Here is a 25734-nt window from a genome sequence, read left to right on the forward strand (position 1 = left end):
ATATTGCGAACGACTCAAAACTCTGCAGGAGTGGGCTTGCCCGCGATGGCGGTCTTAAGGCTTACGAATACCGCAACGCGTGAGCCGGCTCGATCTTCGCCGCCCGCCACGCAGGATAAACCGTGGCAAGGAAGCTCAACACAAACCCGGCCGAGCAGATCAACAATACATCCCCGCCCTGCAATTCCGAAGGCAGGTTGCTGACGAAATACACGTCAGAACTGAAGATATGCTGCCCGCTGACCCGCTCCACCCAGCCCACCAGCTCACTGACGTTCAGCGCTGCAATCACGCCGAGCACGCCGCCGATCAAAGTGCCGACCACCCCAATCACCGTGCCCTGGACCATGAAGATCGCCATGATCTGCCGTGGCGTAGCGCCGATGGTGCGCAGGATCGCGATGTCCGCGCCCTTGTCGTTCACCACCATGATCAGGGTCGCGATGATGTTGAACGCCGCCACTGCAACGATCATCAGCAACAGCAGGCCGATCATGGTTTTTTCCATTTTCATCGCACTGAACAGACTGCCCTGGGTGTGAGTCCAGTCGTCAGCCTTGTACGCCGCGCCCAAGCCGCCAGCGATATCGCTGGAAACCTGCGGCGCCGCGTACAGATCCTTCACCGCCAGGCGCACGCTCTGCACCTGATTCGGTTCCCAATGTTGCATCTGCGCGGCATCGGCGACGTGGATCAGCGCCATCGAGCCATCCAGCTCAGCACCGACCTTGAACACACCCACCACATTCAGCCGCTGCATGCGCGGGGTGATCCCGCCCGGTGCGGTGCTGACTTCCGGCACAATCAGGGTGATTTTGTCGCCAACATTCAAGCGGAAACGTCTTGCTGTGATCTCACCGATCACTACACCGAACTCGCCCGGTTTCAAGGCATCGAGACGCCCCTGGACAATGTGCTGGGCAACGATCGAGACCTTGCCTTCCAGCGCCGGATCGACGCCACTGACCTGAATCGGCTGCATCGTGCCTTTATAGGAGAGCATGCCCTCCATTTCGGTGAACGGCACGGCGGCGGTGACTTCCGGGTTCTTCATCGCGGCGGCGGCCACCGGCTGCCAATCGTCGATCGGGTTCACGCCGACGATGGTCGCATGAGGCACCATGCCGAGGATGCGCGAGCTCATTTCGCGCTGGAAGCCGTTCATGACCGACAACACCACGATCATCGCCAGCACGCCGAGGGCGAGGCCGATCATCGAGGTCATCGAGATGAACGAAACAAAGCGATTGCGGCGCTTGGCGCGGGTATAGCGCGTGCCGATAAAGATCGATAACGGTCTGAACATTCGCTGGGGCACCGTATAAAAACAAAAAGACCCGATGTCTTTTCAGACATCGGGTTTCGACCAATCAGATAGGCGTCAGGCAACCTTCCTGCAAATGCAGGACGCGATCCATCTGGCGAGCCAGGTTCATGTCGTGGGTCACCACCAGAAACGCCGTGCGCATCGAGGTGCTGAGTTCCAGCATCAAATCCTGAATGCCCTGGGCGGTGTGGGAGTCGAGGTTGCCGGTCGGCTCGTCGAGCATCACCAGGCCTGGCTTGTTCACCAGCGCGCGGGCGATAGCCACGCGTTGACGTTCGCCACCGGACAATTCCGCCGGTTTGTGTTCCAGGCGATGGCCCAACCCTACCCGCTCCAACAACGCCGTCGCACGCTGGCGCGCTTCCGGGATGGCGGTCTTGCCGATCAGCAGCGGCATGCAGACGTTTTCCAGCGCGGTGAATTCCGGCAGCAAATGGTGGAACTGGTAAACAAACCCCAGCGACCGATTGCGCAACAGACCGCGATTCTTCTCGCTGAGTGCCGACAGCTCTTCACCGGCGAGCCAGACACTGCCCTTGGTCGGCGTATCAAGGCCGCCCAGCAGGTTGAGCAAGGTACTTTTGCCCGAACCCGAGGTGCCGACAATCGCCACGCGCTCACCGGGATGCAGCTCCAGTTGCAGACCGGCCAACACCTCTACCGACTCCGGACCCTCCTCGTAGGATTTGCCCAGGTTGCGGCAGCTCAAGATTGCTTTATCACTCATGCCCGACTCACTCATAACGTAGCGCCTCCGCAGGCTGGGTGCGCGCGGCACGCCAGGCTGGATACAGGGTGGCGAGGAAACTCAGGACCAACGCGGCGGCGCAGACCATCAACACATCCTGGCTCTGCACTTGCGACGGCAGGTAATCGATGAAGTACACGTCGGCGTTGAGGAACTTGTGTCCGATCAGGCCTTCGAGCGCCGAGATCGCGGCGCTGACGTTCAGCGCGGCGAAGATCCCGACCACGGCGCCGATCAGCGTGCCGAACACGCCGATAACGGTGCCCTGGACCATGAAGATCGCCATGATCGAACGCGGCGTGGCGCCAAGGGTGCGCAGAATGGCGATGTCGCCCTTCTTGTCGTTCACCACCATCACCAGCGTGGAAATGATGTTGAACGCGGCCACGGCAACGATCAGCAGCAACAGTAAACCGATCATGGCTTTTTCCATGCGGATCGCCTGATACAAATTGCCGTGGGTGCGGGTCCAGTCGCGGGCGTAGAAATGGTCTTCGCCGAGCTGCTGGGCGATGGTCCACGCCGTGCGCGGCGCCTGGAACAGGTCGTCGAACTTCAAGCGGATGCCCTGCACCTGATCCGGTTTCCAGCGATGCAGCTTCGCCAGGTCCTGCAGGTTGGTCACACCCAGGTAACCGTCGATCTCACCGGCGCCGACATGGAAAATGCCGACTACGGTAAAGCGTTTCATGCGCGGAAACATGCCGGCCGGGGTCACGGTGACTTCCGGTGCAACAAAGGTCAGCTTGTCGCCGATGGCCGCGCCGAGCTTGGCGGCCGCCTTGTCGCCGATGACGATGCCGAAACTGCCCGGTGCGAGGTCGTCGAGTTTGCCCTGCAGCATGAACTTGTCAATGATCGACACCTGGCGCTCCAGCGCCGGGTCGATGGCATTGAGCAGCACCTTGGAGACCTTGCCATTGTTGGTCAGCAAACCCTGCATCTGCGTAAACGGCGCCACGGCCGTCACCTGCGGGTTTTGCTTGACCTTGGCGGCGAGGCCTTGCCAGTCGCTGATCGGCTCACCGGACTCGATGGTCGCGTGGGGCACCATGCCCAGCACGCGCGTGCGCATCTCATGATCGAAACCGTTCATGACCGACAGCACGACAATCATCACGATCACGCCGAGGGCAAGACCGATCATCGAAGTCAGGGAAATGAACGACACAAAATGATTGCGACGCTTTGCACGGGTATAACGCGTGCCAATAAATACGAAGAGAGGTCTGAACATGTCGGGGCTTGTTCGGAGGGAAAAGGAACGTCCTTGTGGCGGGGGTCGATAACCAGCTTTACACTCAGACCACCGCCGCTACCATGGGTTCGCCATGTCGACATTAGATGAAGAAGATCGCCGCGAATACTACCGTATCGAGGACACGATCGCACTGGAAATTCGGCCCCTGTCCGCTCCCGAAGCCGCAGGCCAGGAAGTGTTGCAGGATGCTTCCCCACTCTTCAACTTGCTCAGCGAACTGCACCTGAGCGAATTCGAGTCGCAACACCTGCTGCGCCAGATCAGTGAACGCGACCGCAACCTCGCGGCATTCCTGAAATCCCAGAACAAACGCATCGATCTGCTCAGCCAGGTGATCGCCATCACTGTGCTCGGGCAGATAGGCGAGCCACAGCCAGTGATCATCTCGGAAGGTGGCATCGACTTCCTGTATCCGACCGCTATCGCAGCAGGCACTCACCTGTCGGTAAAACTGGTGCTGATGCCGCAAGCCCTCGGCCTGTTGCTGCGGGCCCGGGTCACCCATTGCGATCGCAAAGGTGAAGGCTTCGACATCGGCACCGAGTTCGAACGCCCGACCGACGCCCAGCGCCAACTGCTGGCCCGCTACATTCTGCAAAAGCAGGCCCAGGAACGACGCCTGGCCCGCGAAAACGAATCAGGCCTTTAATTTTTTTAAGGAAGAACCGTGACCCTCATCTACGGCCATCGCGGCGCCAAGGGCGAAGCACCGGAAAACACGCTGAACAGCTTTCAGCAATGCCTCAAGCACGGCGTGCGCCGTTGCGAACTGGACCTGCACCTGTCCATGGACGGCGAGCTGATGGTCATCCACGACCCGACGCTCAAGCGCACCACCGACCGACGCGGCAAGGTGGTCGAGCACACGGCCGCCGAGCTGGTGACCTACGACGCGCGCAAGGGCGGCCCGGGCTGGATCAAACCGTGCCCGATCCCCACCCTGGAAGAGTTGTTCGAGAAATGCGATTTCGAACACTGGCAGCTGGAAGTCAAAAGCGCATCACGCACCCGCGCCGCAACCACCGTGCTCGCGATTCGTGAAATGGCCGTGCGTCACGGCCTGCTCGACAAGGTAACCATCACATCAAGCTCGCGTGAAGTGCTGAAAGCCGCGCTGGACCTGGTGCCGGACGTGTCCCGTGGACTGGTGGCCGAATACGCCTGGCTCGACCCGTTGAAGGTCGCGCAAAGCTACGGCTGTGAGATTCTGGCGCTGAACTGGACCCTGTGTACGCCGGAACGCCTGCAGAAGGCGCAGCGTCAGGGGCTGCATGTGTCGGTATGGACAGTCAACGAGCCCGCGCTGATGCGCAGACTCGCCGACTTCGGCGTTGACAGCCTGATTACAGACTTTCCCGGTTTGGCCATTGCCACGCTCGAGAATTGCTGAAATCGGTCTCCCCGGCCGGCTCAGGCCACCGGCCGGAGCCGCTCAAAAAAGCCGGTTGAGGCCATCGTACGCCGCTACCCGATAGGCTTCGGCCATGGTCGGGTAGTTGAACGTCGTGTTGACGAAGTACTTCAGCGTGTTCAACTCACCCGGCTGGCTCATGATCGCCTGACCGATGTGCACGATCTCCGACGCCTGATAACCGAAGCAGTGAACGCCCAGTACTTCCAGCGTCTCGCGGTGGAACAGGATTTTCAGCATGCCTTGAGGCTCGCCGGCAATCTGCGCACGCGCCATGCTCTTGAAGAACGCCTTGCCGACTTCGTACGGCACCTTGGCCTGCGTCAACTCCTGCTCGTTCTTGCCGATCGAGCTGATCTCCGGAATGGTGTAGATGCCGGTCGGCACGTCATTCACGAAGCGCCAGCTGTTGTTATCGACAATGCTGCCAGCGGCCGAACGCCCCTGGTCGTGGGCAGCGCTGGCCAGGCTCGGCCAGCCAATCACGTCGCCGGCACCGTAGATGTTCGGTACGCAGGTGCGGTAGGCCTCATCGACTTCGATCTGGCCACGGCTGTTGACCTTGACGCCGATATTTTCCAGACCCAGCTGGTCGGTGTTACCGGTACGGCCGTTGCACCAGAGCAAGGCGTCGGCCTTGATCTTCTTGCCGGACTTGAGGTGCAGGATCACGCCATTGTCCACGCCTTCGACGCGGTCATAGTCTTCGTTGTGGCGAACCGTGATGTTGTTGTTGCTGAAGTGATAGCTCAGCGCCTGGGAAATTTCCGAGTCGAGGAAGCTCAGCAGCTGACCGCGGTTGTCTACCAGCTCTACCAATACGCCCAGACCGCTGAAGATCGATGCGTATTCGCAACCGATCACGCCAGCGCCGTAAACGATGAGTTTGCGCGGGGTGTGGCCGAGGCTGAGGATGGTGTCGCTATCGTAGATACGCGGGTGATGGAAGTCGATGTCCGCCGGGCGATAAGGACGCGAGCCGGTGGCAATGATGATGTGCTTGGCGACAAGCTTCTCGACCACACCGTTGGCGCAGACCACTTCGATGGTTTGCTCGTCGGCGAAACTACCGGTGCCGAAGAACACGTCGACGCGGTTACGGGCATAGTAGCCAGTGCGCGAAGCGACTTGCTTGGAAATGACTTTCTCGGCGCTTTTCAGCACGTCCGGAAAAGAGAACCAGCGCGGCTCACCAATGGCCCGGAACATCGGGTTGGTGTTGAACTGCATGATCTGCCGGACCGAGTGACGCAGTGCCTTGGACGGAATGGTGCCCAGGTGGGTGCAGTTGCCGCCGACCTGGCGACGGCTGTCGACCATCGCCACCTTGCGCCCTGCTTTGGCGGCGTTCATTGCCGCGCCTTCTCCCGCCGGGCCGGAACCCAGCACCACCACGTCGTAGTTGTAGACAGCCATGCGTACTCCTCAGAACAGGCCGCGGCGCCCTCGGCACCTGCGGCTAAATCACGCCGAATCTGCGGCGTGAAGGAACAATTTGGGGCCAGTGCAGAACCCGGACACAGTCTATAGAAGCGTCAACGCCGCGCACATTAACCCTTGGTCGCGTCGTAGGCTACTTTTGCCTGCACTACAACGCCAGTTTTCAATGCGCGAATCACCGTAATCATTCGGTTTTGCCGCCACTGAGGCGTTCAAAAGCCTGATTGGTGCGTATGACGAAACCTGTATCGGCACGAATCACAAAGAATGCACCGATGTTGTGAGTTTCGGCATAGTCCCAACCCCGTTCAGGACCGAGAATCAGCAACAGCGTCGATAAGCCATCGGCCATCAACGCTGAAGGATGAATGACCGTGACTGATGCCAGGGTGTGTAGGACCGGTGTGCCAGTGCGGGCATCGAAGGTGTGGGAATAGCGCCGACCACCCTGCTCGAAATAGTTACGGTAGTCACCGGAGGTGGACACGCCGTAGCCGTCGACGGCGATGATGCGCTCGGCTACTTGCTCGTCATCACGGGGCTCTTCCAGGGCGATGCGCCACGGCGAGCCGTCGAGTTTTTTTCCGACAGCCTTGAGTTCGCCGGTGGCTTCAGCAAGGTAGTCGTGGATGCCCATCGCTTCAAGTTTTGCGGCAATCGTGTCGACCGCGTAACCGGCAGCGATGCTGTTGAAGTCGACCTCGACCGCGGCATCCTTGCACAACCGGTCCCCGTCGATGCGCAAGTGGCTGTGGCCGACGCGCTGCTGCACCTCGGCCAGCGCTTGGGCGCTCGGGACTTTTTCCTCACGCGCCTGCGGGCCAAATCCCCAGAGGTTGAGCAGCGGCTCCACCGTCAGGTCGTAGGAGCCTTCGCTTTGCGAGGACAATCGCTCGCCGACGCGGACCAATTCGAGTACCGGGCCAGGCATGACCTGACAGCGGCCGGCCGGCAGTGCGTTGAAGCGCTCGGTGTCCGAGTCGCTGCGATAGGTCGAGAATTGTCGATCCACTTCGGCGAGGATATTTTCCACTTCGGCCTGTACCGCTTTCGGCCCAGGCGTGGAGGCATGCCTTACGTATTGAATGGAATAACGACTGCCCATGGTCGGGCCGTCGAAGCGTTCCAGGCTGTCGCCGTTACCGCAACCGGATAAAACGCCGGCCAACACCAGAAATCCACTCAACCGTCCAGTTAACAAATCTTCATCTCCCTTCAAAACCGCTCCCGCCATTATGGGCTTCAGCGCGCATTGGAGCGAGGCCTGCTCATACCCACAGCTGCAGCGCTTTCAAACAAGATTTACCAGAGTGAGTATCTACAAATGTCTTCCAGCACGAGCAAAGGCAAAGCGATTTTTCGCGTTGTCAGCGGTAACTTTCTCGAAATGTTCGACTTCATGGTCTATGGCTTTTACGCGACGGCCATCGCCAAAACCTTCTTTCCCGCCGATAGCGCGTTTGCTTCACTGATGCTGTCTCTGGCCACTTTCGGGGCCGGTTTCCTAATGCGTCCGCTGGGTGCGATTTTCCTCGGTGCCTACATCGACCGTCATGGTCGCCGCAAAGGGTTGATCATCACCCTCGCGATGATGGCCGCCGGCACGGTGTTGATTGCCTGCGTGCCGGGTTACGCCACACTGGGCGTGGCCGCGCCGCTGCTCGTACTGTTCGGCCGCCTGTTGCAAGGTTTCTCGGCAGGCGTGGAGTTGGGCGGTGTATCGGTGTATCTCGCCGAGATTTCCACACCGGGCCGCAAGGGTTTCTTCGTCAGTTGGCAGTCCGCCAGTCAGCAAGCAGCGGTGGTTTTCGCCGGCCTGTTGGGGGTTGTCTTGAACCATTGGCTCAGCCCGGAAGAAATGGGCGACTGGGGCTGGCGCGTGCCGTTCCTGATCGGCTGCATGATCGTACCGGTGATCTTCGTGATTCGCCGTTCGCTGGAAGAAACCCCTGAGTTCCAGGCACGAAAACATCGCCCTACCCTGCAGGAGATTGTTCGCTCGATCGGTCAGAACTTTGGCATTGTCCTCGCCGGCATGGCATTGGTGGTGATGACGACCGTGTCGTTTTACCTGATCACCGCCTATACCCCTACCTTTGGCAAGGCCGAACTGCATTTGTCCGATATGGATGCGTTGCTGGTAACGGTCTGCATCGGCCTGTCGAACTTTTTCTGGCTGCCGGTGATGGGTGCTGTGTCCGACAAAATCGGACGAAAACCTTTACTTCTCGCGGCGACCATTCTGGCAATTCTCACCGCCTACCCAGCCCTGTCGTGGTTGGTGGCGAACCCGAGTTTCAGCCATTTGCTGATCGTCGAGTTGTGGTTGTCGTTCCTGTATGGCTCGTACAACGGTGCCATGGTCGTGGCGCTGACCGAGATCATGCCGGTGGAAGTTCGTACGACCGGCTTCTCTTTGGCCTACAGCCTGGCGACGGCGACCTTTGGCGGGTTTACGCCCGCAGCCTGTACGTACCTGATTCACGTGCTGGATAACAAGGCTGCGCCGGGGATCTGGCTGAGTGGCGCGGCGGTGCTGGGGTTGATTGCGACGTTGGTGTTGTTTAAGGGCAATCGGCATGAACTGCGGACTGCGCAAGCAGCGGTGGTCGGTGGCGCCTGATAGATCGCCATCGCTAGCAGGCTAGCTCCCACACTGGATCTGTGGCGTTCACAAGCCCCCTGTGGGCGCTAGCCTGCTAGCGATGAGGCCGGTGCTGGCAACAACGATCCAACAGACACGCAAACAAAAACGCCCCGACCAAAGTCGGGGCGTTTTCATGTGCAGCTAAGGCTTAGCGCGGGAACGCTGGCGGATTTACACCGGCCATGTCTTCCATCACGCGAACCACCTGGCAGCTGTAACCGAATTCGTTGTCGTACCAAACGTACAGAACAACGCGGTTGTCTTGGGTGATGGTTGCTTCGGCGTCCACAACACCTGCGTGGCGCGAGCCAACGAAGTCGGTGGAAACCACTTCCTGCGAATTGACGAAGTCGATTTGCTTGTGCAGATCGGAGTGCAGCGCCATGTAGCGCAGGTACTCGTTCATCTCTTCACGGGTGGCGGCTTTCTCAAGGTTCAGGTTGAGAATAGCCATCGACACGTTTGGCGTCGGAACACGGATCGCGTTACCGGTCAGCTTGCCAGCCAGCTCAGGCAGGGCCTTGGCAGCAGCGGTGGCAGCACCGGTCTCGGTGATGACCATGTTCAGCGCGGCGCTACGGCCACGGCGATCGCCCTTGTGGAAGTTGTCGATCAGGTTCTGGTCGTTGGTGTACGAGTGAACGGTTTCGACGTGACCGTTGATGATGCCGAACTTGTCATTCACAGCCTTGAGCACCGGCACGATGGCGTTGGTGGTGCAGGAAGCGGCGGACACGATCTTGTCTTCAGCGGTGATTTCACTGTGGTTGATGCCGTGAACGATGTTCTTCAGCTTGCCCTTGCCAGGCGCGGTCAGAACAACGCGGTCGATACCCGGGCAGGCCAGGTGCTGGCCCAGGCCCTCGGCGTCACGCCATACACCGGTATTGTCCACCAGCAGCGCGTCTTTGATGCCGTACTGGGTGTAATCCACCTCGGTCGGGTTCTTCGCGTAGATCACCTGGATCAGGTTACCGTTGGCGGTGATGGTGTTGTTTTCTTCGTCGATGACGATGGTGCCGTTGAACGGACCGTGTACCGAATCGCGACGCAACAGGCTTGCGCGCTTGACCAGGTCGTTCTCGGCGCCTTTGCGCACCACGATGGCACGCAGGCGCAGGCCGTCGCCGCCACCGGTTTTTTCGATCAGGATGCGCGCCAGCAGACGGCCGATACGACCGAAGCCGTACAGAACAACGTCAGTGCCTTTGCGAGCGGAAGCGTTTTGCTGGCCAACCACGTCAGCCAATGCTTCACGGACGAACTGCTCGGCAGTGCGGCCATTGCCTTCGACGCGGAATTTGAACGCCAACTTGCCCAAGTCTACCGAAGCCGCGCCGAGCTTGAGCTCGCTCATGGCTTTAAGCAGAGGGAATGTTTCGTGGACGGAGAGTTCGCTATCGTCGGAAGAACGATGGCGAGCAAAGCGGTGAGCTTTGAGAATCGCGATGACAGACTGGTTGATCAGGCTGCGGCCATAGATCGAGCTCACCACGTTGTTATTGCGGTAGAGCTGACCGATAAGCGGAATCATCGCTTCTGCGAGTGCTTCACGGTCGATCCATTCACCAAGACACTGGTCGGGCTTCTGAGTCACGGGAACCTTCCACATGTAGGGGCAGAAAAAAGGGGCTACATTATGCCGCCGAGTGCCTCTCGTAGCAATGCGCGCCTGTCGTGCGATCCGTAACAAATTCCTCTTCAAAAAAATTACGCACCGCCAAAGCCCAGTAAAACCGCGGCTTTCAGCGCAGTCAGTTTTTTGGAGACACCGCTGTCTTGTCCGTAACCCTCCGTAACACTCGACCGTTATGCCACTACATAATCGGTAATTTTCAGCAAAAAACCGGCGTTTTTTGTCTTTACCACTACATTTCGCTAAACCTGCGTAATAGACACAGTCAGCAACTGACAGGCGGCACCCGGGGCCGCTACAATTACCGACTTTGTCGCAACGCTTGGAGCTCAACCTTCCGTGCCCGTTCTGCGTCTACCGCTTCTCCCTGCCGCGGCAGGTAAACAGCACTGGGGCAACCTGCCCGGTGCCGCCCTGAGCCTGGCCATCGCCGAGGCCGCCAGCGCTGCCAAGCGCTTTACCTTGCTGCTGACCGCCGACAGCCAAAGCGCCGAACGGCTGGAACAGGAGCTGAGCTTCTTCGCCCCGGATTTGCCGGTGCTGCATTTCCCGGATTGGGAAACCCTGCCCTACGATCTGTTTTCGCCACACCAGGACATCATTTCCCAGCGCATCGCCGCCCTTTATCGGTTGCCCGAACTGAGCCATGGCGTGCTGGTAGTGCCGATCACAACAGCGTTGCACCGCCTGGCGCCGACCAAATTCCTGCTCGGCAGCAGCCTGGTTCTGGATGTCGGGCAAAAGCTCGACGTCGAGCAAATGCGCACCCGACTCGAAGCCAGCGGCTATCGCTACGTCGACACGGTGTACGAGCACGGCGAATTCACCGTCCGCGGCTCGCTGATCGATCTGTTCCCGATGGGCAGCAAACTGCCCTTCCGCATCGACCTGTTCGATGACGAAATCGAAACGTTGCGTACCTTTGATCCGGAAAACCAGCGCTCCATCGATAAAGTCGACACCGTCCGCTTGTTGCCGGCTCGCGAATTCCCCCTGCAAAAAGATGCGGTCACCCGCTTCAAGGCGCGCTTCCGTGAGCGCTTCGACGTCGACTTCCGCCGCTGCCCGATCTTCCAGGACCTGAGCAGCGGAATTACACCGGCGGGTATCGAGTACTACCTGCCGTTGTTCTTCGACGAAACGTCCACGCTGTTCGATTACCTGCCCCAGGACACGCAAGTGTTTTCGCTGCCGGGCATTGAACAGGCGGCGGAAAATTTCTGGAACGATGTGCGCAATCGTTATGAAGAGCGCCGCGTCGATCCGTCCCGTCCTTTATTACCGCCGGCCGAGTTGTTCCTGCCGGTGGAAGATTGCTTTGCCCGCCTCAAGAACTGGCCGCGCGTCGTTGCCAGCCAACAGGACGTTGAAACCGGCGTCGGCCGCGAGCGCTTCCCGGCGCGGGAGCTGCCGAACCTGGCCATCGAGGCCAAGGCAACGCAACCACTGGCGGCGCTGGCCGGTTTCCTCGACGAGTTCCCCGGTCGCGTGCTGTTCACCGCCGAATCCGCGGGTCGTCGGGAAGTGCTGTTGGAACTGCTCGAACGCCTGAAGCTGCGACCGAAAACCGTCGACAGCTGGCCCGACTTCGTCGCGAGCAAGGAACGTTTGGCGATCACCATTGCCCCCCTCGACGAAGGTCTGGTGCTCGACGACCCGGCCCTGGCGCTGATCGCCGAAAGTCCCTTGTTCGGTCAGCGCGTGATGCAGCGCCGTCGCCGTGAAAAACGCGCCGACGCCAACAACGACGCCGTGATCAAAAACCTCACCGAGCTGCGCGAAGGCGCGCCGGTGGTCCACATCGATCACGGCGTTGGCCGCTACCTCGGATTGGCGACGCTGGAAATCGACGATCAGGCCGCCGAGTTCCTGACCCTGCAATACGCCGAAGGCGCCAAGCTGTACGTACCGGTGGCCAACCTGCACCTGATCGCCCGCTACACCGGCAGCGACGATGCCCTGGCTCCGTTGCATCGCCTCGGCTCGGAAACCTGGCAGAAAGCCAAACGCAAAGCCGCTGAACAGGTGCGCGATGTGGCGGCCGAATTGCTCGACATCTATGCCCGCCGCGCTGCTCGCGAAGGGTATGCCTTCGAAGATCCGAAAGCCGATTACGCCACGTTCAGCGCCGGGTTCCCGTTCGAAGAAACTCCGGACCAGCAAACCACCATCGAAGCAGTGCGCGCCGACATGCTCGCACCCAAGCCAATGGACCGACTGGTCTGTGGCGACGTCGGTTTCGGCAAAACAGAAGTGGCGATGCGCGCAGCGTTCATTGCGGTGCACGGTGGTCGTCAGGTGGCGATCCTGGTGCCGACCACTCTGCTCGCCCAGCAGCACTACAACAGCTTCCGCGACCGCTTTGCCGATTGGCCGGTAACCGTGGAAGTGATGAGCCGCTTCAAATCGACCAAGGAAGTCAACGCTGCGGTGGCCGACCTCGCCGAAGGCAAGATCGACATCGTCATCGGTACGCACAAACTGCTGCAAGACGACGTGAAGATCAAAAACCTCGGGCTGGTGATCATCGACGAAGAGCACCGTTTCGGTGTCCGCCAGAAAGAACAGCTCAAGGCCCTGCGCAGCGAAGTCGACATCCTGACCCTGACCGCTACGCCAATTCCGCGCACGCTGAACATGGCGGTGTCGGGCATGCGTGACCTGTCGATCATCGCCACGCCGCCGGCCCGTCGCCTGTCGGTGCGGACCTTCGTCATGGAGCAGAACAAGAGCACGGTCAAAGAGGCGCTGCTGCGGGAGCTGCTGCGTGGCGGCCAGGTCTACTACCTGCACAACGACGTGAAGACCATCGAGAAATGCGCCGCCGACCTCGCCGAGCTGGTGCCGGAGGCACGGATCGGCATCGGCCACGGGCAGATGCGCGAACGCGATCTCGAACAGGTGATGAGCGATTTCTACCACAAGCGCTTCAACGTACTGATCGCCTCGACCATCATCGAGACCGGCATCGACGTGCCGAGCGCCAACACCATCATCATCGAGCGTGCCGACAAATTCGGTCTGGCGCAGCTGCACCAGTTGCGCGGCCGCGTCGGTCGCAGCCACCACCAGGCCTATGCTTATTTGCTGACACCGCCGCGCCAGCAAATCACCCCGGACGCAGAAAAGCGTCTGGAAGCGATCGCCAACACCCAGGACCTTGGCGCAGGCTTCGTGCTCGCCACCAACGACCTGGAAATCCGTGGCGCCGGCGAACTGCTCGGCGACGGTCAGAGCGGGCAGATCCAGGCCGTCGGTTTCACCTTGTATATGGAGATGCTCGAACGTGCGGTGAAGTCGATCCGCAAGGGTGAACAGCCAAATCTCGATCAGCCGCTGGGCGGTGGTCCCGAAGTCAATTTGCGTGTACCGGCATTGATCCCAGAAGACTACTTGCCGGACGTGCATGCCCGACTGATTCTCTACAAACGCATCGCCTCGGCCACCGATGAGGATGGCCTGAAGGACCTGCAAGTGGAGATGATCGATCGCTTCGGCCTGCTGCCGGAGCCGACCAAGAACCTGATGCGCATCACGGCGCTGAAGTTGCAGGCCGAAATGCTGGGCATCAAGAAAGTCGACGGCGGCCCGCAAGGCGGTCGAATCGAATTCGCGGCGCAGACACCCGTCGATCCGCTGACGCTGATCAAACTGATTCAGGGCCAGCCTAAACGCTACAAATTCGAAGGTGCCACGATGTTTAAATTCATGGTGCCGATGGAGCGCCCGGAAGAGCGCTTTAATACTGTAGAGGCACTGCTTGAATGCCTCATTCCGAAAACTGCTTGAAGGACGCCGCATGCGCCTGTTTCGCTCACTGACTTTGCTGATGACCCTGGCCGCCCCCCTGGCGTATGCCGATGACCTGTATCAGATTGAAATGATTCTGGTCCGGCAGAACGCTGTGCCAGCCATAGTCAGCAAAGCCGCGCCCGAAGACTGGGCTGCCGGTGCCCAACCCATCAGCAAGGACAGCCTGCGCACGCCAAGCCTGAATGGCGAAGTGGAAAAACTCACCGCCAGCAAAGAATACACGGTGTTGCTGCACAAGGCCTGGCAGCAGAACCTCGGCGAACAAGCCAGTAAAATTGCAATCAGCGATGGCAAGGAACAGTTCGGCCAGTACCCCATCGAGGGCACGCTGAACCTGAAACTGGGACGCTTCACCGACGTTGACGCCGACTTCTGGGTCAACCAGATCGACGCCAATGGCCTGGTCACTGCCAGTGAACGCCTGAAAACAGAAAGCCATACCAAAAACGGACAGCTGAATTTCCTCGACGCCGGTCATCTCGGAATGCTGATCAAGATCACCTCGCTGACAGCACCCGCACCTCGGCCAGTCCCCGATGAAATTCCGGACTGATTGAAGTCCTTATGCCCCCGACCCTGAGCAAACCCCTGGCGCCTTCCTGGGTCAGCCGATTCAAGGAACAGAGCCTGGAACGTGGCCGACGCTACGCGCTGGAGAATCGTGTCAGGATCGTCGAGGCTGGCGACGCCACCATCATTGCCGCCTGCGAAGGCTCTGGCGGTAACGTTTACCGTCAGACCATTCGCCTGCGCGAGTCGGCCAAAGCCACCTTGCTGATGGTCGACGCCACGTGCACCTGCCCGGTTCGCAGCAACTGCAAACATTGCGCAGCGGTGCTGCTGAAAGTGCAGGAAACCCTCGCCTACCCCGCCGCCGCGCAAGATGCCGAGCTGCTGGAAAAACTTCAGGCCGTACTGGAAAACCGCAGCCCGAAGGCGCCGCCGCAAGTGCTGGTGGACAATGTGCAACCGGTACCGCGCCTGTGGCTGGCGAGTATCGAGTTCAGTGCCTTCGAGCCGCGCAACGGCAAGATGCAGCGTTATATCCAGCATCGCGCCGCGTTGTCCTTCAGCTATCTGGATGAATACGTCTGCGGCCAGAAAAATGCCGACATCCTGATTCGTCAGGAAACGCAGACATTACGGATAAAGCGCCACCCGGAAGTCGAACAGGCCTACAGGGAACAGTTACGAATCCTCGGCTTCAAGATCGCTACCCGGCAAAGCAAAGCCTTGCCGGAAAGTGCCGGCGAACTCTATGAGATGGTCAATGACAGCGCCTGGCTGACCTTCACGCTCAATGAGTTGCCGAAGCTGCGCACCCAAGGCTGGGAGCTGCAGATCGATGAGGATTTCGGGTTCGACCTGACCGCCGTGGACGACTGGTACGCCACCGTCGAACAGGCACCGGAGCGCGACTGGTTTGATCTGGAACTGGGGATCATCGTCAACGGCGAGCGGTTAAGCCTGCTGCCGATCCTGTTGAACCTGATGCGTTCCCACACCGAGATCCTCAACCCGGAACGCCTCGCACGACGTCGCGACGATGAATTGATTTTGGTGAACATCCCCAATCGCCCGAACTCCGAGCACGGCCCCCTGCAAGTCGCCCTGCCCTTCGGCCGCTTGAAACCGGTATTGGCGACCCTCGGCGAGTTCTACCTGCAAGAGCCCGGCGAAACCACGCTGCGCCTGAGCAAGGCCGACGCGACGCGTTTGAATCCGCTGGAAGACCTGCCGCTGCTCTGGGAAGGTGGCGAACAAATGCGCAGCTTTGCCCAGCGTCTGCGGGACATCAAGGACTACACCGCGACGGCTCCGGAAGGCCTGAACGCGACCTTGCGCCCCTATCAACTGGAAGGCTTGAGCTGGATGCAGTCGTTGCGGCAACTGGAGGTTGGCGGAATTCTCGCGGATGACATGGGCCTGGGCAAAACCTTACAAACCTTGGCGCATGTTCTTATAGAGAAAAACGCTGGACGCCTCGATCGGCCGTGCATGGTGGTGATGCCCACCAGCCTGATCCCCAACTGGCTCGACGAAGCGGCGCACTTCACGCCACAACTGAAAGTGCTGGCACTGTACGGCGCCAGTCGTAAAAAGCATTTCGACAGCCTGTCCGATTACGACCTGATCCTGACCACCTATGCATTGCTGCCCAAAGACGTCGAGCGCCTGGCCGCACAGCCGCTGCACGTGCTGGTACTGGACGAGGCGCAATACATCAAGAACCCCAACAGCAAGGCCGCCCACGCTGCGCGGGAGCTGAACGCACGCCAGCGTTTGTGCCTGAGTGGTACGCCACTGGAAAACCATCTGGGTGAGCTGTGGTCGTTGTTTCACTTCCTGCTGCCCGGCTGGCTCGGCGACGTGAAGAGCTTCAACCGAGATTACCGCGTGCCGATTGAAAAGCGTGCCAGCGAAGTACGACTTCAACACCTCAACGACAGGATCAAACCGTTCCTGTTGCGCCGGACAAAAGAACAGGTAGCGACGGAATTACCACCGAAAACTGAAATCATCCATTGGGTCGAGCTCAACGAAGCCCAACGCGATGTGTACGAAACCATGCGCTTGGCGATGGACAAGAAAGTCCGCGACGAAATCACCCGCAAAGGCGTGGCACGCAGCCAGATCATCATTCTGGAAGCGCTGCTGAAGCTGCGTCAGGTGTGTTGCGATTTGCGCCTGGTAAACGACGCTGCGCTGCCGGCTCGCGGAAGTACCTCGGGCAAGCTCGACAGCCTGATGGAAATGCTCGAGGAATTGTTCGAGGAAGGTCGACGGATTCTGCTGTTTTCGCAGTTCACTTCGATGCTTGCGCTGATCGAAGTCGAACTGAAGAAGCGCGGCGTGGAGTATGCGCTGCTGACCGGACAGACCCGCGACAGACGTTCGCCGGTGAAGGACTTCCAGAGCGGCAAGCGTCAGATTTTTCTGATCAGCTTGAAGGCAGGCGGTGTTGGCTTGAACCTGACGGAAGCGGATACGGTGATTCACTACGACCCGTGGTGGAACCCGGCGACAGAAAACCAGGCGACTGACCGCGCGTATCGCATTGGCCAGGAGAAACCGGTGTTCGTTTACAAGATGATTGCCCGGGGCACGGTGGAGGAGAAAATCCAGCACCTGCAGAAGGAAAAATCCGACCTGGCAGCGGGCGTTCTGGATGGGCGCAAGACCGGGGACTGGAAACTGCAGAGTGATGATATTGAAGCGTTGTTTGCGCCGCTGCCGGAGAAAATCGACAAGTAGTTGCGCGCTGGCAAGCCAGCTCCTACAGAGGTTAACGCGAGACATGCAGGAGCTGGCTTGCCAGCGATAAGGTCAACTCGGTGTAACGATCGTTCAGCCCTTCAACACCCGCGCCAACGTCGATTTCACCTTGCCCATCCCGTCATGCAGCGCCTGCTCGATCTCGGCCATGGTAATCACTGCCGTCGACTTGCCCGCCGCCGGGTTCACCACCAGCGCCAGGCACGCGTAATCCAGTTCCAGCTCACGCGCCAATGCCGCTTCCGGCATGCCGGTCATGCCGACGATGTCGCAACCGTCGCGCTCCAGTCGCGCAATCTCCGCAACCGTTTCCAGGCGCGGTCCCTGCGTGCAGGCATACACACCATGACTGCTGTAGCCAACGCCTTCAGCCGCCAATGCCGCAATCAATTGCTGGCGCAGCGGTTCGCTGTAGGGATAGCTGAAGTCGATGTGGGTGACCTGCTCCAGGTCATCGGCAAAATAGGTGTGTTCGCGACCGCTGGTGTAGTCGATCAGCTGATGTGGCACACAGAAATGCCCGGTGCCCATCGCGGCATGAATGCCGCCCACGGCGTTGACCGCAAGGATCGCTTCGGCACCGGCCTGTTTCAACGCCCAGAGATTGGCGCGGTAGTTCACCTGATGTGGCGGGAAACGGTGCGGATGACCATGACGCGCGAGAAACAGCACTTCCTTGCCGGCATACTCACCGATCTGCACCTCGGCCGAAGGTGCGCCGTAAGGGGTGTCCACAGCCAGTGACTGACGAATGCTCAGACCTTCCAGTTGAGTCAGGCCGGTACCACCGATAATCGCGTAAACCGTCATAACGTAAATTCCTTATTCAATCAGTTGAGCGTCTTTGAGCGCGCCAATGGCTGTCAGCCAGCGCGGATCCTGGCGGTATTCGGTGCTGGCGTACGACTGGCCGCGCATTCGCGCAATGCGCTCGGACGGCTTGACCTTCAGACGCTGGGCGGCACTCAGCGCCAGTTCCGCAGCGGCGCGATCGTTGCACACCAGACCCATGTCGCAGCCAGCGGTCAACGCGGCTTCGATACGGCTGGCCGCATCGCCGACCACGTGAGCCCCGGCCATCGACAGGTCGTCGCTGAAGATTACGCCGTCGAACTGCAACTCGCCGCGAAGGATGTCCTGCAACCAGCGACGAGAAAAGCCGGCCGGCTGGGAATCGACTTGCGGGTAAATAACGTGGGCCGGCATGACAGCGGCCAGTTGCTTGCTCAGCCTGGCGAACGGCACCAGATCGTTGGCGCGGATCTCGTCGAGGCTGCGCTCGTCATTCGGGATCGCGACGTGAGAGTCCGCCTCCGCCCAGCCATGACCGGGGAAGTGTTTACCGGTGGCGGCCATGCCGGCGCTGTTCATACCGCGGATAAATGCGCCCGCCAGCAGCGCGGCACGCTCCGGGTCCCCTTCGAACGAACGGGTGCCGACCACGGCGCTGCGCTGGTAATCCAGATCCAGCACCGGGGCAAAGCTCAGATCGAGGCCGACGGCCAACACTTCGGTAGCCATGATCCAGCCACACTGCTCGGCCAGGTATTCGGCGTTCGGGTTGTCGGCAATGGCGCGCATGGCCGGCAGGCGCACGAAGCCCTGGCGCAGGCGCTGCACGCGACCGCCCTCCTGATCCACTGCCAGCAGCAGATCAGGTCGAACGGCACGGATTGCGGCGCTCAGTTCGCGCACCTGACGCGGGTGTTCGATGTTGCGGGCAAAAATGATCAGGCCGCCCACTTCCGGTTGGCGTAACAATTGGCGATCTTCAGCCGTCAGCCAGGTACCGGCGACGTCCACCATCAACGAGCCTTGCAGGCCAGCAGTCATAGAGATTCCTTGATAACGATTAACCCGGCTCGCACGCGTTCGCCGCCATGGGCTGGGCCCGGCAGGTCGGCGATATCAATGGGGGGCAGGTTCAGAACGAGATTCGGCATGGGCGGCTAGCTTAGCGGATGTCAGCTGCCGCGCCCACCCGTGCGCGGTTAAACCTTGGCGGCAACCTGTGTCGATTTGCTGCGCGGACGCAATTGCGCGCTGGCCATGGCCGTGTCGGTCACGCCGGTTTCGGCACGCATGCCAGCAGCCAGGAATGGCACCATCAGGCGCATGACTTGCTCAATGGAGGTGTTGACGCCGAAATCGGTTTCGGCAATCGCGCGCAAGGCCTTGATGCCGGACATGCTGAACGCCGCAGCACCCAGCATGAAGTGCACACGCCAGAACAGCTCGATCGGCGGAATGCGCGGCGCGGCTTCGTTGACCAGCATCATGTAGCGACGGAACACCTTGCCGTACATGTCTTCCAGATAACGACGCAGGTGCCCCTGACTCTGACTGAACGCCAACCCCAGCAAACGCATGAAAATCGACAGGTCGTTGCCGCTGCGTGGCTGTACCACCAGGGCTTGCTCGACGAGGATTTCCAACAGCTCTTCAAGCGTCGGTTTGTTTTCGGGCTTGGCCTGACGCCGCTCCAGCTCTTTATCAAGGCTTAAACAGAACGGCCCGAGAAAGCGCGAGAAGACGGCTTGAATCAGCGCCTTCTTCGACCCGAAGTGATAGTTCACCGCCGCCAGATTGACACCGGCCTTGCTGGTGATCAGACGCAACGAGGTTTCTGCGAAACCTTTTTCCGCGAACAACTGCTCGGCAGCATCAAGAATGCGTTCAACGGTTTCCGACTGGGCCATGGCTACTCCGCCTGACAAACACTTGTTTGAAACATACGTTTCAGCCCAAGCCTTGTCAAGCCTAGCGGTTCGTTTTGGGAATGGTCGGTCAGCTATTTAACCATACAACGTCGACGCTTTAATCAGCAGGCTGATCGACCGTCCGGCGGCCGGCAAAAAAAGGGGCATTGCCAAGTCGCTTTCACTGTATATAATCCCAGTCACTGTATAAAAAGACAGAGCGATCAATATGCTAAAGCTGACGCCACGCCAAGCCGAGATTCTGGCCTTTATCAAACGCTGCCTGGAAGACAACGGCTACCCGCCGACCCGCGCGGAAATCGCTCAGGAACTGGGTTTCAAATCGCCAAATGCGGCGGAAGAACACCTCAAGGCGCTGGCTCGCAAGGGTGCGATCGAGATGACGCCGGGCGCATCCCGCGGCATTCGCATCCCTGGCTTCGAAGCCAAGGCCGACGAATCCACCCTGCCCATCATTGGCCGAGTGGCTGCTGGTGCGCCGATCCTTGCCCAGCAGCACATCGAAGAATCCTGCAACATCAACCCTGCCTTCTTCCATCCTCGTGCCGATTATTTACTGCGTGTTCACGGCATGAGCATGAAGGACGTGGGCATTTTCGACGGCGACCTGCTGGCCGTCCACACCACCCGCGAAGCCCGCAACGGCCAGATCGTGGTTGCGCGGATTGGCGACGAAGTGACGGTCAAACGCTTCAAGCGCGACGGTAGCAAAGTCTGGTTGATTGCCGAAAACCCTGAATTCGCCCCTATCGAAGTGAACCTGAAAGATCAGGAACTGGTGATCGAAGGCTTGAGTGTCGGCGTCATTCGCCGCTAAAGGAGGCTTTATGCAGTTCCCACACACACCACAGCAAGCCCAACTGCCGTTGTTCGAGGCGTTCATGGTGCAGCCGATGGCGCCGATTCTGAAGGATGTGGTCGAGTCGCCGTGGAGCGCCGAACCTGAAGTTTTCAGTGAACTGTCATTGCGTGGTGCGGCCGGGAACTGCCTGAGTCTTCTTGCACCGATACTCAGGGAATTGAGTGAGGATCAGGACGCGCGCTGGCTGACATTGATCGCCCCGCCCGCCAGCCTGACGCAAACCTGGTTGCGAGATGCCGGCCTGAATCGTGAACGCATTCTGCTGCTGCAACCGCGCGGCACCCAGAGCGCACAACAGCTGACCTGCGAAGCCTTGCGCCTGGGCCGCAGCCACACTGTTGTCAGCTGGCTCAATCCACTGAGCACCACTTCACGGCAACAGTTGATCAGCGCCGCCCGGACCGGGGACGCACAAAGTCTGAACATTCGATTGGGCTAAACGATGCATTCACTGCACAGCGCGGGGCTTCTCCAAGGATAGAGAAGCCGGTGTGTAGCGGTATCAAGAAAAAGCGACGAACGGGATCAATGAAGGACCCGTGAGCTCTCATCCGTATTGAAATCACCTTCAACCAAGCGGCCGGCCATCTGAACGCCGACGCTCAACATCGCCTTGGCGACTTCCACGTGCTGGCCCTGCAGGAACGCTTTGGCATCCTCAGAGAAATCCAAAGTAACCAGAGAACCCTCGTCCTCGGCCCTGCGCAGCTCGATTCGGCCGTCTGGTAACTCGACAATTTCTAGAAAGGACGTTGGCATAAAGGTCTGTTCTCCACGAAAGGCGGCGATTATATAGGCATCGGACAGGCTTCGCTCAGGATCTTGACCAGATGCCATTACGAAGAGACATTTCTGACAGCACTCATCCCTGAAACGGACAGTCCGTTGGACCCTCCGCCAAACACTCAATCCTTCAGCACTCGTTCAACCCTTCGCGAAAACGAATCGCCAAGCCTTTGAGGTTCTGACGCCAGCTCTCCAACTCGTCCCGACTCAGCTCTTCCGGTGAATCTTCTTCGTCCAGATTAACGGCCAGAATCAGCGGCTGCGTCACGTCCCCCTTGGGCTTGTGCGGCGCACGCGGTGGCTGAAACAACGCAGCATGAGCCGACAACAGCTTGGCCAGCCAGGTTTCCGGGTTTTGCGCCAACTCGACCATCTCAGCCATTTCGGGAATGGCAATGGCGTCCAGCACTTCCCGGGTCAGTAACATCTCCGCCCGAGGTGCATTGGCCTGAGGCAAGCGGTAGAAGCCAGCAATTTCATGGCACAGCCCCAGCAACGCGCCGTACAAGTGAAACAACGCCGATTCGCGCCCGGCCTGAATCAGCGCCAGGGAATTCATCGCCCGCCCCTCTTCAGCCTTGGCGAGGGCTTCCAGCGACAGGCCGGCGAAATAAATCTTTTGGTTCGTACGGGTATAGAGTTCGTGGGCCATGACGGCAGCCTCCACAACGAAATAATTGCTTCACGCAGGTCGGACAGTGTCGTGGATCACCCAAGCCCACTGCAAGCCCAAAACAAAAAGGCCGCATGAAAACCCGAGGGTTGTCATGCGGCCTTTTGTTTATGGCGCTGTTTAAGCTTTGGCTGCTGGACGCTTGTCTTCAACCGTCCACTTGCCGCCGTCGTAATACGCCTTCCAGCCAGTCGGCTTACCGTCGACTTCCGTCTGCACGTACTGCTCTTTGGTCTTGCGGCTGTAACGGATCACAGCAGGGAGACCGTCCGGGTCCTTCTTCGGCGCTTCGCAGAGGAAGTGGTACTTCGGATCGATCTCATCCTTGTGCGGCACGATCTCCATGACCAGCGGAGCACGCGTCTCACGGTTTTTCGGAAATTGGCTAGCCGCCAGGAACAGGCCGGAAGCCCCGTCGCGCAGGATGTAGGTGTCGTTGACCTTTTCGCATTTCAGCTCAGGCATCTTCACCGGGTCCATCTTCGGCGGCGCCGCGTCACCGCTTTTCAACAGTTTGCGGGTGTTCTTGCACGTTGCGTTGGTGCAGCCGAAGAACTTGCCGAAACGGCCAGTCTTGAGTTGCATCTCGCTGCCGCACTTGTCGCATTCCAGGCTCGGACCTTCGTAGCCCTTGATGCGATAGGTGCCCTCTTCGATTTCGTAGCCGTCGCAATCCGGGTTGTTGCCGCAGATGTGCAGCTTGCGCTTCTCGTCGAGCAGGTACGCGTCCATCGCTGTGCTGCAGATTGGGCAACGATGTTTGCCACGCAGAACCAGCGACTCCGATTCACCCTCGTCGTCCGCGGCGATTTCATCGCCCGGCACCAGGTTGACGGTGGCCTTGCAGCGCTCTTTCGGCGGCAGGCTGTATCCCGAGCAACCGAGGAACACGCCGGTCGATGCGGTACGGATCTGCATCGGACGGCCACAGGTCAGGCACGGAATGTCGGTCATTACCGGCTGATTGGCACGCATGCCGTTTTCCGCGCTTTCGGCTACTTCGAGCTTCTTCTTGAAATCGCCGTAGAACTCGTCCAGCACGTTTTTCCAGTCGCGTTCGCCCTGGGCCACGTCATCGAGGTTCTCTTCCATGCCGGCGGTGAAGCCGTAGTCCATGAGATTGGAGAAGCTCTCGGACAGACGCTCGGTGACGATGTCACCCATTTTTTCCGAGTAGAAACGACGGTTATGCAGCGCAACGTAGCCGCGGTCCTGGATGGTCGAAATGATCGCCGCATAGGTCGAAGGACGACCGATGCCGCGTTTTTCCATTTCTTTCACCAGGCTCGCTTCCGAGTATCGCGCCGGCGGCTTGGTGAAGTGCTGGGTCGGATCAAGCTTGATCAGCTTCATCGCATCGCCCTGGGCCATGTCCGGCAGCACGTCGTCATCGCCAGGCTTGGCGATTTGCGGCATGACGCGGGTGTAACCGTCGAACTTCAGGATGCGGCCCTTGGCGCGCAGCTCGAAATCGCCGGCACCGACGGTGACCGTGGTCGACAGGTATTGGGCCGGCAGCATCTGGCAGGCGAGGAACTGGCGCCAGATCAGCTCGTAGAGCCGCTCTGCATCACGCTCCATGCCGGACAGCTTGCTTGGCTCGGTATTGGCGTCGGACGGACGAATCGCTTCGTGAGCCTCCTGTGCGCCTTCCTTGCTGCTGTAGACATTCGGGGTTTCCGGCAGGTACTTCTTGCCGAATTCGCCTTCAATATAAGTACGCGCCATCGTCACGGCATCGGCCGAGAGGTTGGTGGAGTCGGTACGCATATACGTGATGTAGCCGGCTTCATACAAGCGCTGGGCCATCATCATGGTTTTCTTCACGCCGAAGCCCAGGCGGTTGCTCGCCGCCTGCTGCAGGGTGGACGTGATGAACGGTGCTGACGGCTTGCTGCTGGTCGGCTTGTCTTCGCGCTTGACGATGCTGTAGCTGGAAGCCTTGAGCTTCTCCAGCGCGGCCATAGCCTGGGCTTCGTTCAACGGCTTGAACGCCTCACCTTTCTCACGAGCCACGTCAAAGCGCACGGTGGCGCCCTTGGCGGTGCCGAGGTCGGCGTGGACTTCCCAGTACTCTTCCGGGTTGAACGCACGAATTTCGCGTTCACGCTCGACCACCAGCTTCACGGCAACCGACTGCACACGACCGGCGGACAGGCCACGGGCGATCTTGGCCCACAGCAGCGGCGAAACCATGTAACCCACCACGCGGTCGAGGAAACGACGCGCCTGTTGGGCATTTACACGGTCGATGTCCAGCTCGCCCGGCTTGGAGAAGGCTTCCTGAATCGCCTTCTTGGTGATTTCGTTGAACACCACGCGCTTGTAGCGGCTGTCATCACCACCGATGGCTTCGCGCAGGTGCCAGGCAATGGCTTCCCCCTCGCGATCCAAGTCGGTTGCGAGATAGATGGTGTCAGCATCCTTGGCGAGCCGGCGCAGCTCCTCGATGACCTTTTCCTTGCCCGGGAGGATCTCGTACTTGGCTTTCCAGCCATGATCGGGATCGACACCCATGCGCGAGACCAGCTGCTTGCGCGCTTTCTCTTTCGGCGTGAGCACCGGACCTTCACCCGCGGCAGCCTTGCCGCGCTTGGCGGCTGGCTCTTTGCTGGCGCTAGCCGAACCGCTGGTGGGCAGGTCTCGGATATGGCCGATACTCGACTTCACCACGTATTGGTTACCCAGATACTTGTTGATGGTCTTGGCCTTAGCCGGGGATTCCACAATGACCAGCGATTTGCCCATGGATCAGAAAATTCCTGAATTCTAGAAGTGAAAGGCGGTTGGCGCCTGACGCGGCACCGCTATATATAGTGGCTACAAGGTGAGGTCAAGCGCAGGGTTCTGCGCGCTCTCAGCTTATGCCTTCGAAAAAAGGCTCGGTTCGGCTTGCACCAAAGCAAAGCGTGGCACCTGTTCGCCGTCAACCTCGACCGACTCCAGGAACATGCTCAAGGGACGTACCCAAAAGCCGTAATCGCCATACAGGGCTTGGTAGAAGACCACTTCTTCTTCGGTTTCCGAATGCCGCGCAATACTGAATACACGGTACTGCGGACCTTTGTAATGTTGGTAGAGCCCAGGTTGTATCGGCATGGTTTGGCCCTCACTCAAATCTTTTCAAAATAAAA

At 59.5% G+C, this 25734-nt stretch carries 21 protein-coding genes; 8 read left to right on the top strand and 13 right to left on the bottom strand.

Translation table 11 applies throughout. The annotated features are described in order from the left end of the window. Positions 1-61: 61 nt before the first annotated feature. From Q7W83_RS17065 to Q7W83_RS17075, 3 genes are all read right to left on the bottom strand, one after another. Positions 62-1306 carry a lipoprotein-releasing ABC transporter permease subunit gene (locus tag Q7W83_RS17065; RefSeq protein ID WP_150637467.1) on the bottom strand — a complete coding sequence of 415 codons (1245 nt, stop codon included), beginning with the start codon at positions 1304-1306 and terminating at the stop codon, positions 62-64. Positions 1307-1370: 64 nt separating this feature from the next. Continuing rightward, positions 1371-2054, bottom strand: coding sequence for a lipoprotein-releasing ABC transporter ATP-binding protein LolD (lolD, locus tag Q7W83_RS17070; RefSeq protein WP_191623679.1), 684 nt, complete (start codon positions 2052-2054; stop codon positions 1371-1373). A gap of 7 nt (positions 2055-2061) precedes the next feature. Then, positions 2062-3312: a lipoprotein-releasing ABC transporter permease subunit gene (locus tag Q7W83_RS17075; protein WP_150631601.1), complete on the bottom strand. Its 1251-nt coding sequence runs from the start codon at positions 3310-3312 to the stop codon at positions 2062-2064. A gap of 94 nt (positions 3313-3406) precedes the next feature. Between Q7W83_RS17075 and Q7W83_RS17080 the strand changes: the two genes are divergently transcribed. Together Q7W83_RS17080 and Q7W83_RS17085 are read left to right on the top strand one after the other, a co-directional pair. Next, positions 3407-3985, top strand: coding sequence for a PilZ domain-containing protein (locus tag Q7W83_RS17080; RefSeq protein WP_150631602.1), 579 nt, complete (start codon positions 3407-3409; stop codon positions 3983-3985). Positions 3986-4003: 18 nt separating this feature from the next. Further along, entirely contained in the window at positions 4004-4726 is a 723-nt protein-coding gene (locus tag Q7W83_RS17085; RefSeq protein WP_150631603.1) for a glycerophosphodiester phosphodiesterase, read from the top strand. 42 nt (positions 4727-4768) lie between these two features. On the opposite strand, the gene sthA is transcribed toward Q7W83_RS17085, so the two are convergent. Together sthA and Q7W83_RS17095 are read right to left on the bottom strand one after the other, a co-directional pair. Beyond that, positions 4769-6163 (bottom strand): Si-specific NAD(P)(+) transhydrogenase, encoded by a 1395-nt coding sequence (sthA, locus tag Q7W83_RS17090; protein WP_007907752.1) that lies wholly within the window; start codon positions 6161-6163, stop codon positions 4769-4771. Positions 6164-6371: 208 nt separating this feature from the next. Further along, the gene (locus Q7W83_RS17095) at positions 6372-7421 is read right to left on the bottom strand and encodes an FAD:protein FMN transferase (RefSeq protein WP_473656383.1); all 1050 of its coding nucleotides are present in this window, start codon (positions 7419-7421) and stop codon (positions 6372-6374) included. Positions 7422-7511: 90 nt separating this feature from the next. On the opposite strand from Q7W83_RS17095, the gene tcuC reads away from it, so the two are divergent. After that, positions 7512-8810 (top strand): MFS transporter, encoded by a 1299-nt coding sequence (gene tcuC, locus Q7W83_RS17100; RefSeq protein WP_150631604.1) that lies wholly within the window; start codon positions 7512-7514, stop codon positions 8808-8810. A gap of 172 nt (positions 8811-8982) precedes the next feature. Here tcuC and Q7W83_RS17105 read toward each other — a convergent pair whose 3' ends face one another. Next, positions 8983-10446 (bottom strand): glyceraldehyde-3-phosphate dehydrogenase, encoded by a 1464-nt coding sequence (locus tag Q7W83_RS17105; protein ID WP_150631605.1) that lies wholly within the window; start codon positions 10444-10446, stop codon positions 8983-8985. 363 nt (positions 10447-10809) lie between these two features. On the opposite strand from Q7W83_RS17105, the gene mfd reads away from it, so the two are divergent. The 3 genes from mfd to Q7W83_RS17120 are packed head-to-tail and all read left to right on the top strand — an operon-like array spanning position 10810 to position 17538. Then, positions 10810-14259: a transcription-repair coupling factor gene (mfd, locus tag Q7W83_RS17110; protein WP_473656384.1), complete on the top strand. Its 3450-nt coding sequence runs from the start codon at positions 10810-10812 to the stop codon at positions 14257-14259. A gap of 10 nt (positions 14260-14269) precedes the next feature. Then, the gene (locus Q7W83_RS17115; RefSeq protein ID WP_150654211.1) at positions 14270-14836 is read left to right on the top strand and encodes a CsiV family protein; all 567 of its coding nucleotides are present in this window, start codon (positions 14270-14272) and stop codon (positions 14834-14836) included. A gap of 11 nt (positions 14837-14847) precedes the next feature. Further along, the gene (locus tag Q7W83_RS17120; protein ID WP_473656385.1) at positions 14848-17538 is read left to right on the top strand and encodes a DEAD/DEAH box helicase; all 2691 of its coding nucleotides are present in this window, start codon (positions 14848-14850) and stop codon (positions 17536-17538) included. Between the two features lie 93 nt (positions 17539-17631). On the opposite strand, the gene Q7W83_RS17125 is transcribed toward Q7W83_RS17120, so the two are convergent. The 3 genes from Q7W83_RS17125 to Q7W83_RS17135 form a co-directional block, all read right to left on the bottom strand. Then, the gene (locus Q7W83_RS17125) at positions 17632-18369 is read right to left on the bottom strand and encodes an S-methyl-5'-thioinosine phosphorylase (RefSeq protein ID WP_007933168.1); all 738 of its coding nucleotides are present in this window, start codon (positions 18367-18369) and stop codon (positions 17632-17634) included. Between the two features lie 12 nt (positions 18370-18381). Next, a complete protein-coding gene (gene nagZ / locus Q7W83_RS17130) occupies positions 18382-19392 on the bottom strand; it encodes a beta-N-acetylhexosaminidase (RefSeq protein ID WP_150631609.1) in 1011 nt (336 codons plus the stop codon). A 158-nt stretch (positions 19393-19550) separates the two neighbouring features. Further along, on the bottom strand, positions 19551-20258 hold the full coding sequence (locus Q7W83_RS17135; protein WP_150631610.1) for a TetR/AcrR family transcriptional regulator: 708 nt from the start codon (positions 20256-20258) through the stop codon (positions 19551-19553). A gap of 229 nt (positions 20259-20487) precedes the next feature. On the opposite strand from Q7W83_RS17135, the gene lexA reads away from it, so the two are divergent. Both lexA and sulA read left to right on the top strand, forming a co-directional pair. Beyond that, the gene (gene lexA, locus Q7W83_RS17140) at positions 20488-21096 is read left to right on the top strand and encodes a transcriptional repressor LexA (RefSeq protein WP_007944149.1); all 609 of its coding nucleotides are present in this window, start codon (positions 20488-20490) and stop codon (positions 21094-21096) included. Between the two features lie 10 nt (positions 21097-21106). Then, the gene (sulA, locus tag Q7W83_RS17145; RefSeq protein ID WP_150631611.1) at positions 21107-21580 is read left to right on the top strand and encodes an SOS-induced cell division inhibitor SulA; all 474 of its coding nucleotides are present in this window, start codon (positions 21107-21109) and stop codon (positions 21578-21580) included. An 86-nt stretch (positions 21581-21666) separates the two neighbouring features. Here the strand turns inward: sulA and Q7W83_RS17150 are convergent, their stop codons facing one another. The 4 genes from Q7W83_RS17150 to Q7W83_RS17165 all read right to left on the bottom strand — a co-directional run bounded on the left by Q7W83_RS17150 (position 21667) and on the right by Q7W83_RS17165 (position 25699). Continuing rightward, entirely contained in the window at positions 21667-21900 is a 234-nt protein-coding gene (locus tag Q7W83_RS17150; RefSeq protein WP_008028479.1) for a hypothetical protein, read from the bottom strand. Between the two features lie 154 nt (positions 21901-22054). Next, on the bottom strand, positions 22055-22579 hold the full coding sequence (locus tag Q7W83_RS17155; RefSeq protein WP_150631612.1) for a DUF6586 family protein: 525 nt from the start codon (positions 22577-22579) through the stop codon (positions 22055-22057). Between the two features lie 141 nt (positions 22580-22720). Next, on the bottom strand, positions 22721-25348 hold the full coding sequence (gene topA, locus Q7W83_RS17160; protein ID WP_150637484.1) for a type I DNA topoisomerase: 2628 nt from the start codon (positions 25346-25348) through the stop codon (positions 22721-22723). Between the two features lie 114 nt (positions 25349-25462). Beyond that, complete coding sequence (locus tag Q7W83_RS17165; protein ID WP_017337558.1) at positions 25463-25699, bottom strand: DUF1653 domain-containing protein; 237 nt, start codon at positions 25697-25699, stop codon at positions 25463-25465. Positions 25700-25734 lie beyond the last annotated feature (35 nt).

It is taken from the genome of Pseudomonas sp. 300 (genome assembly GCF_055803035.1).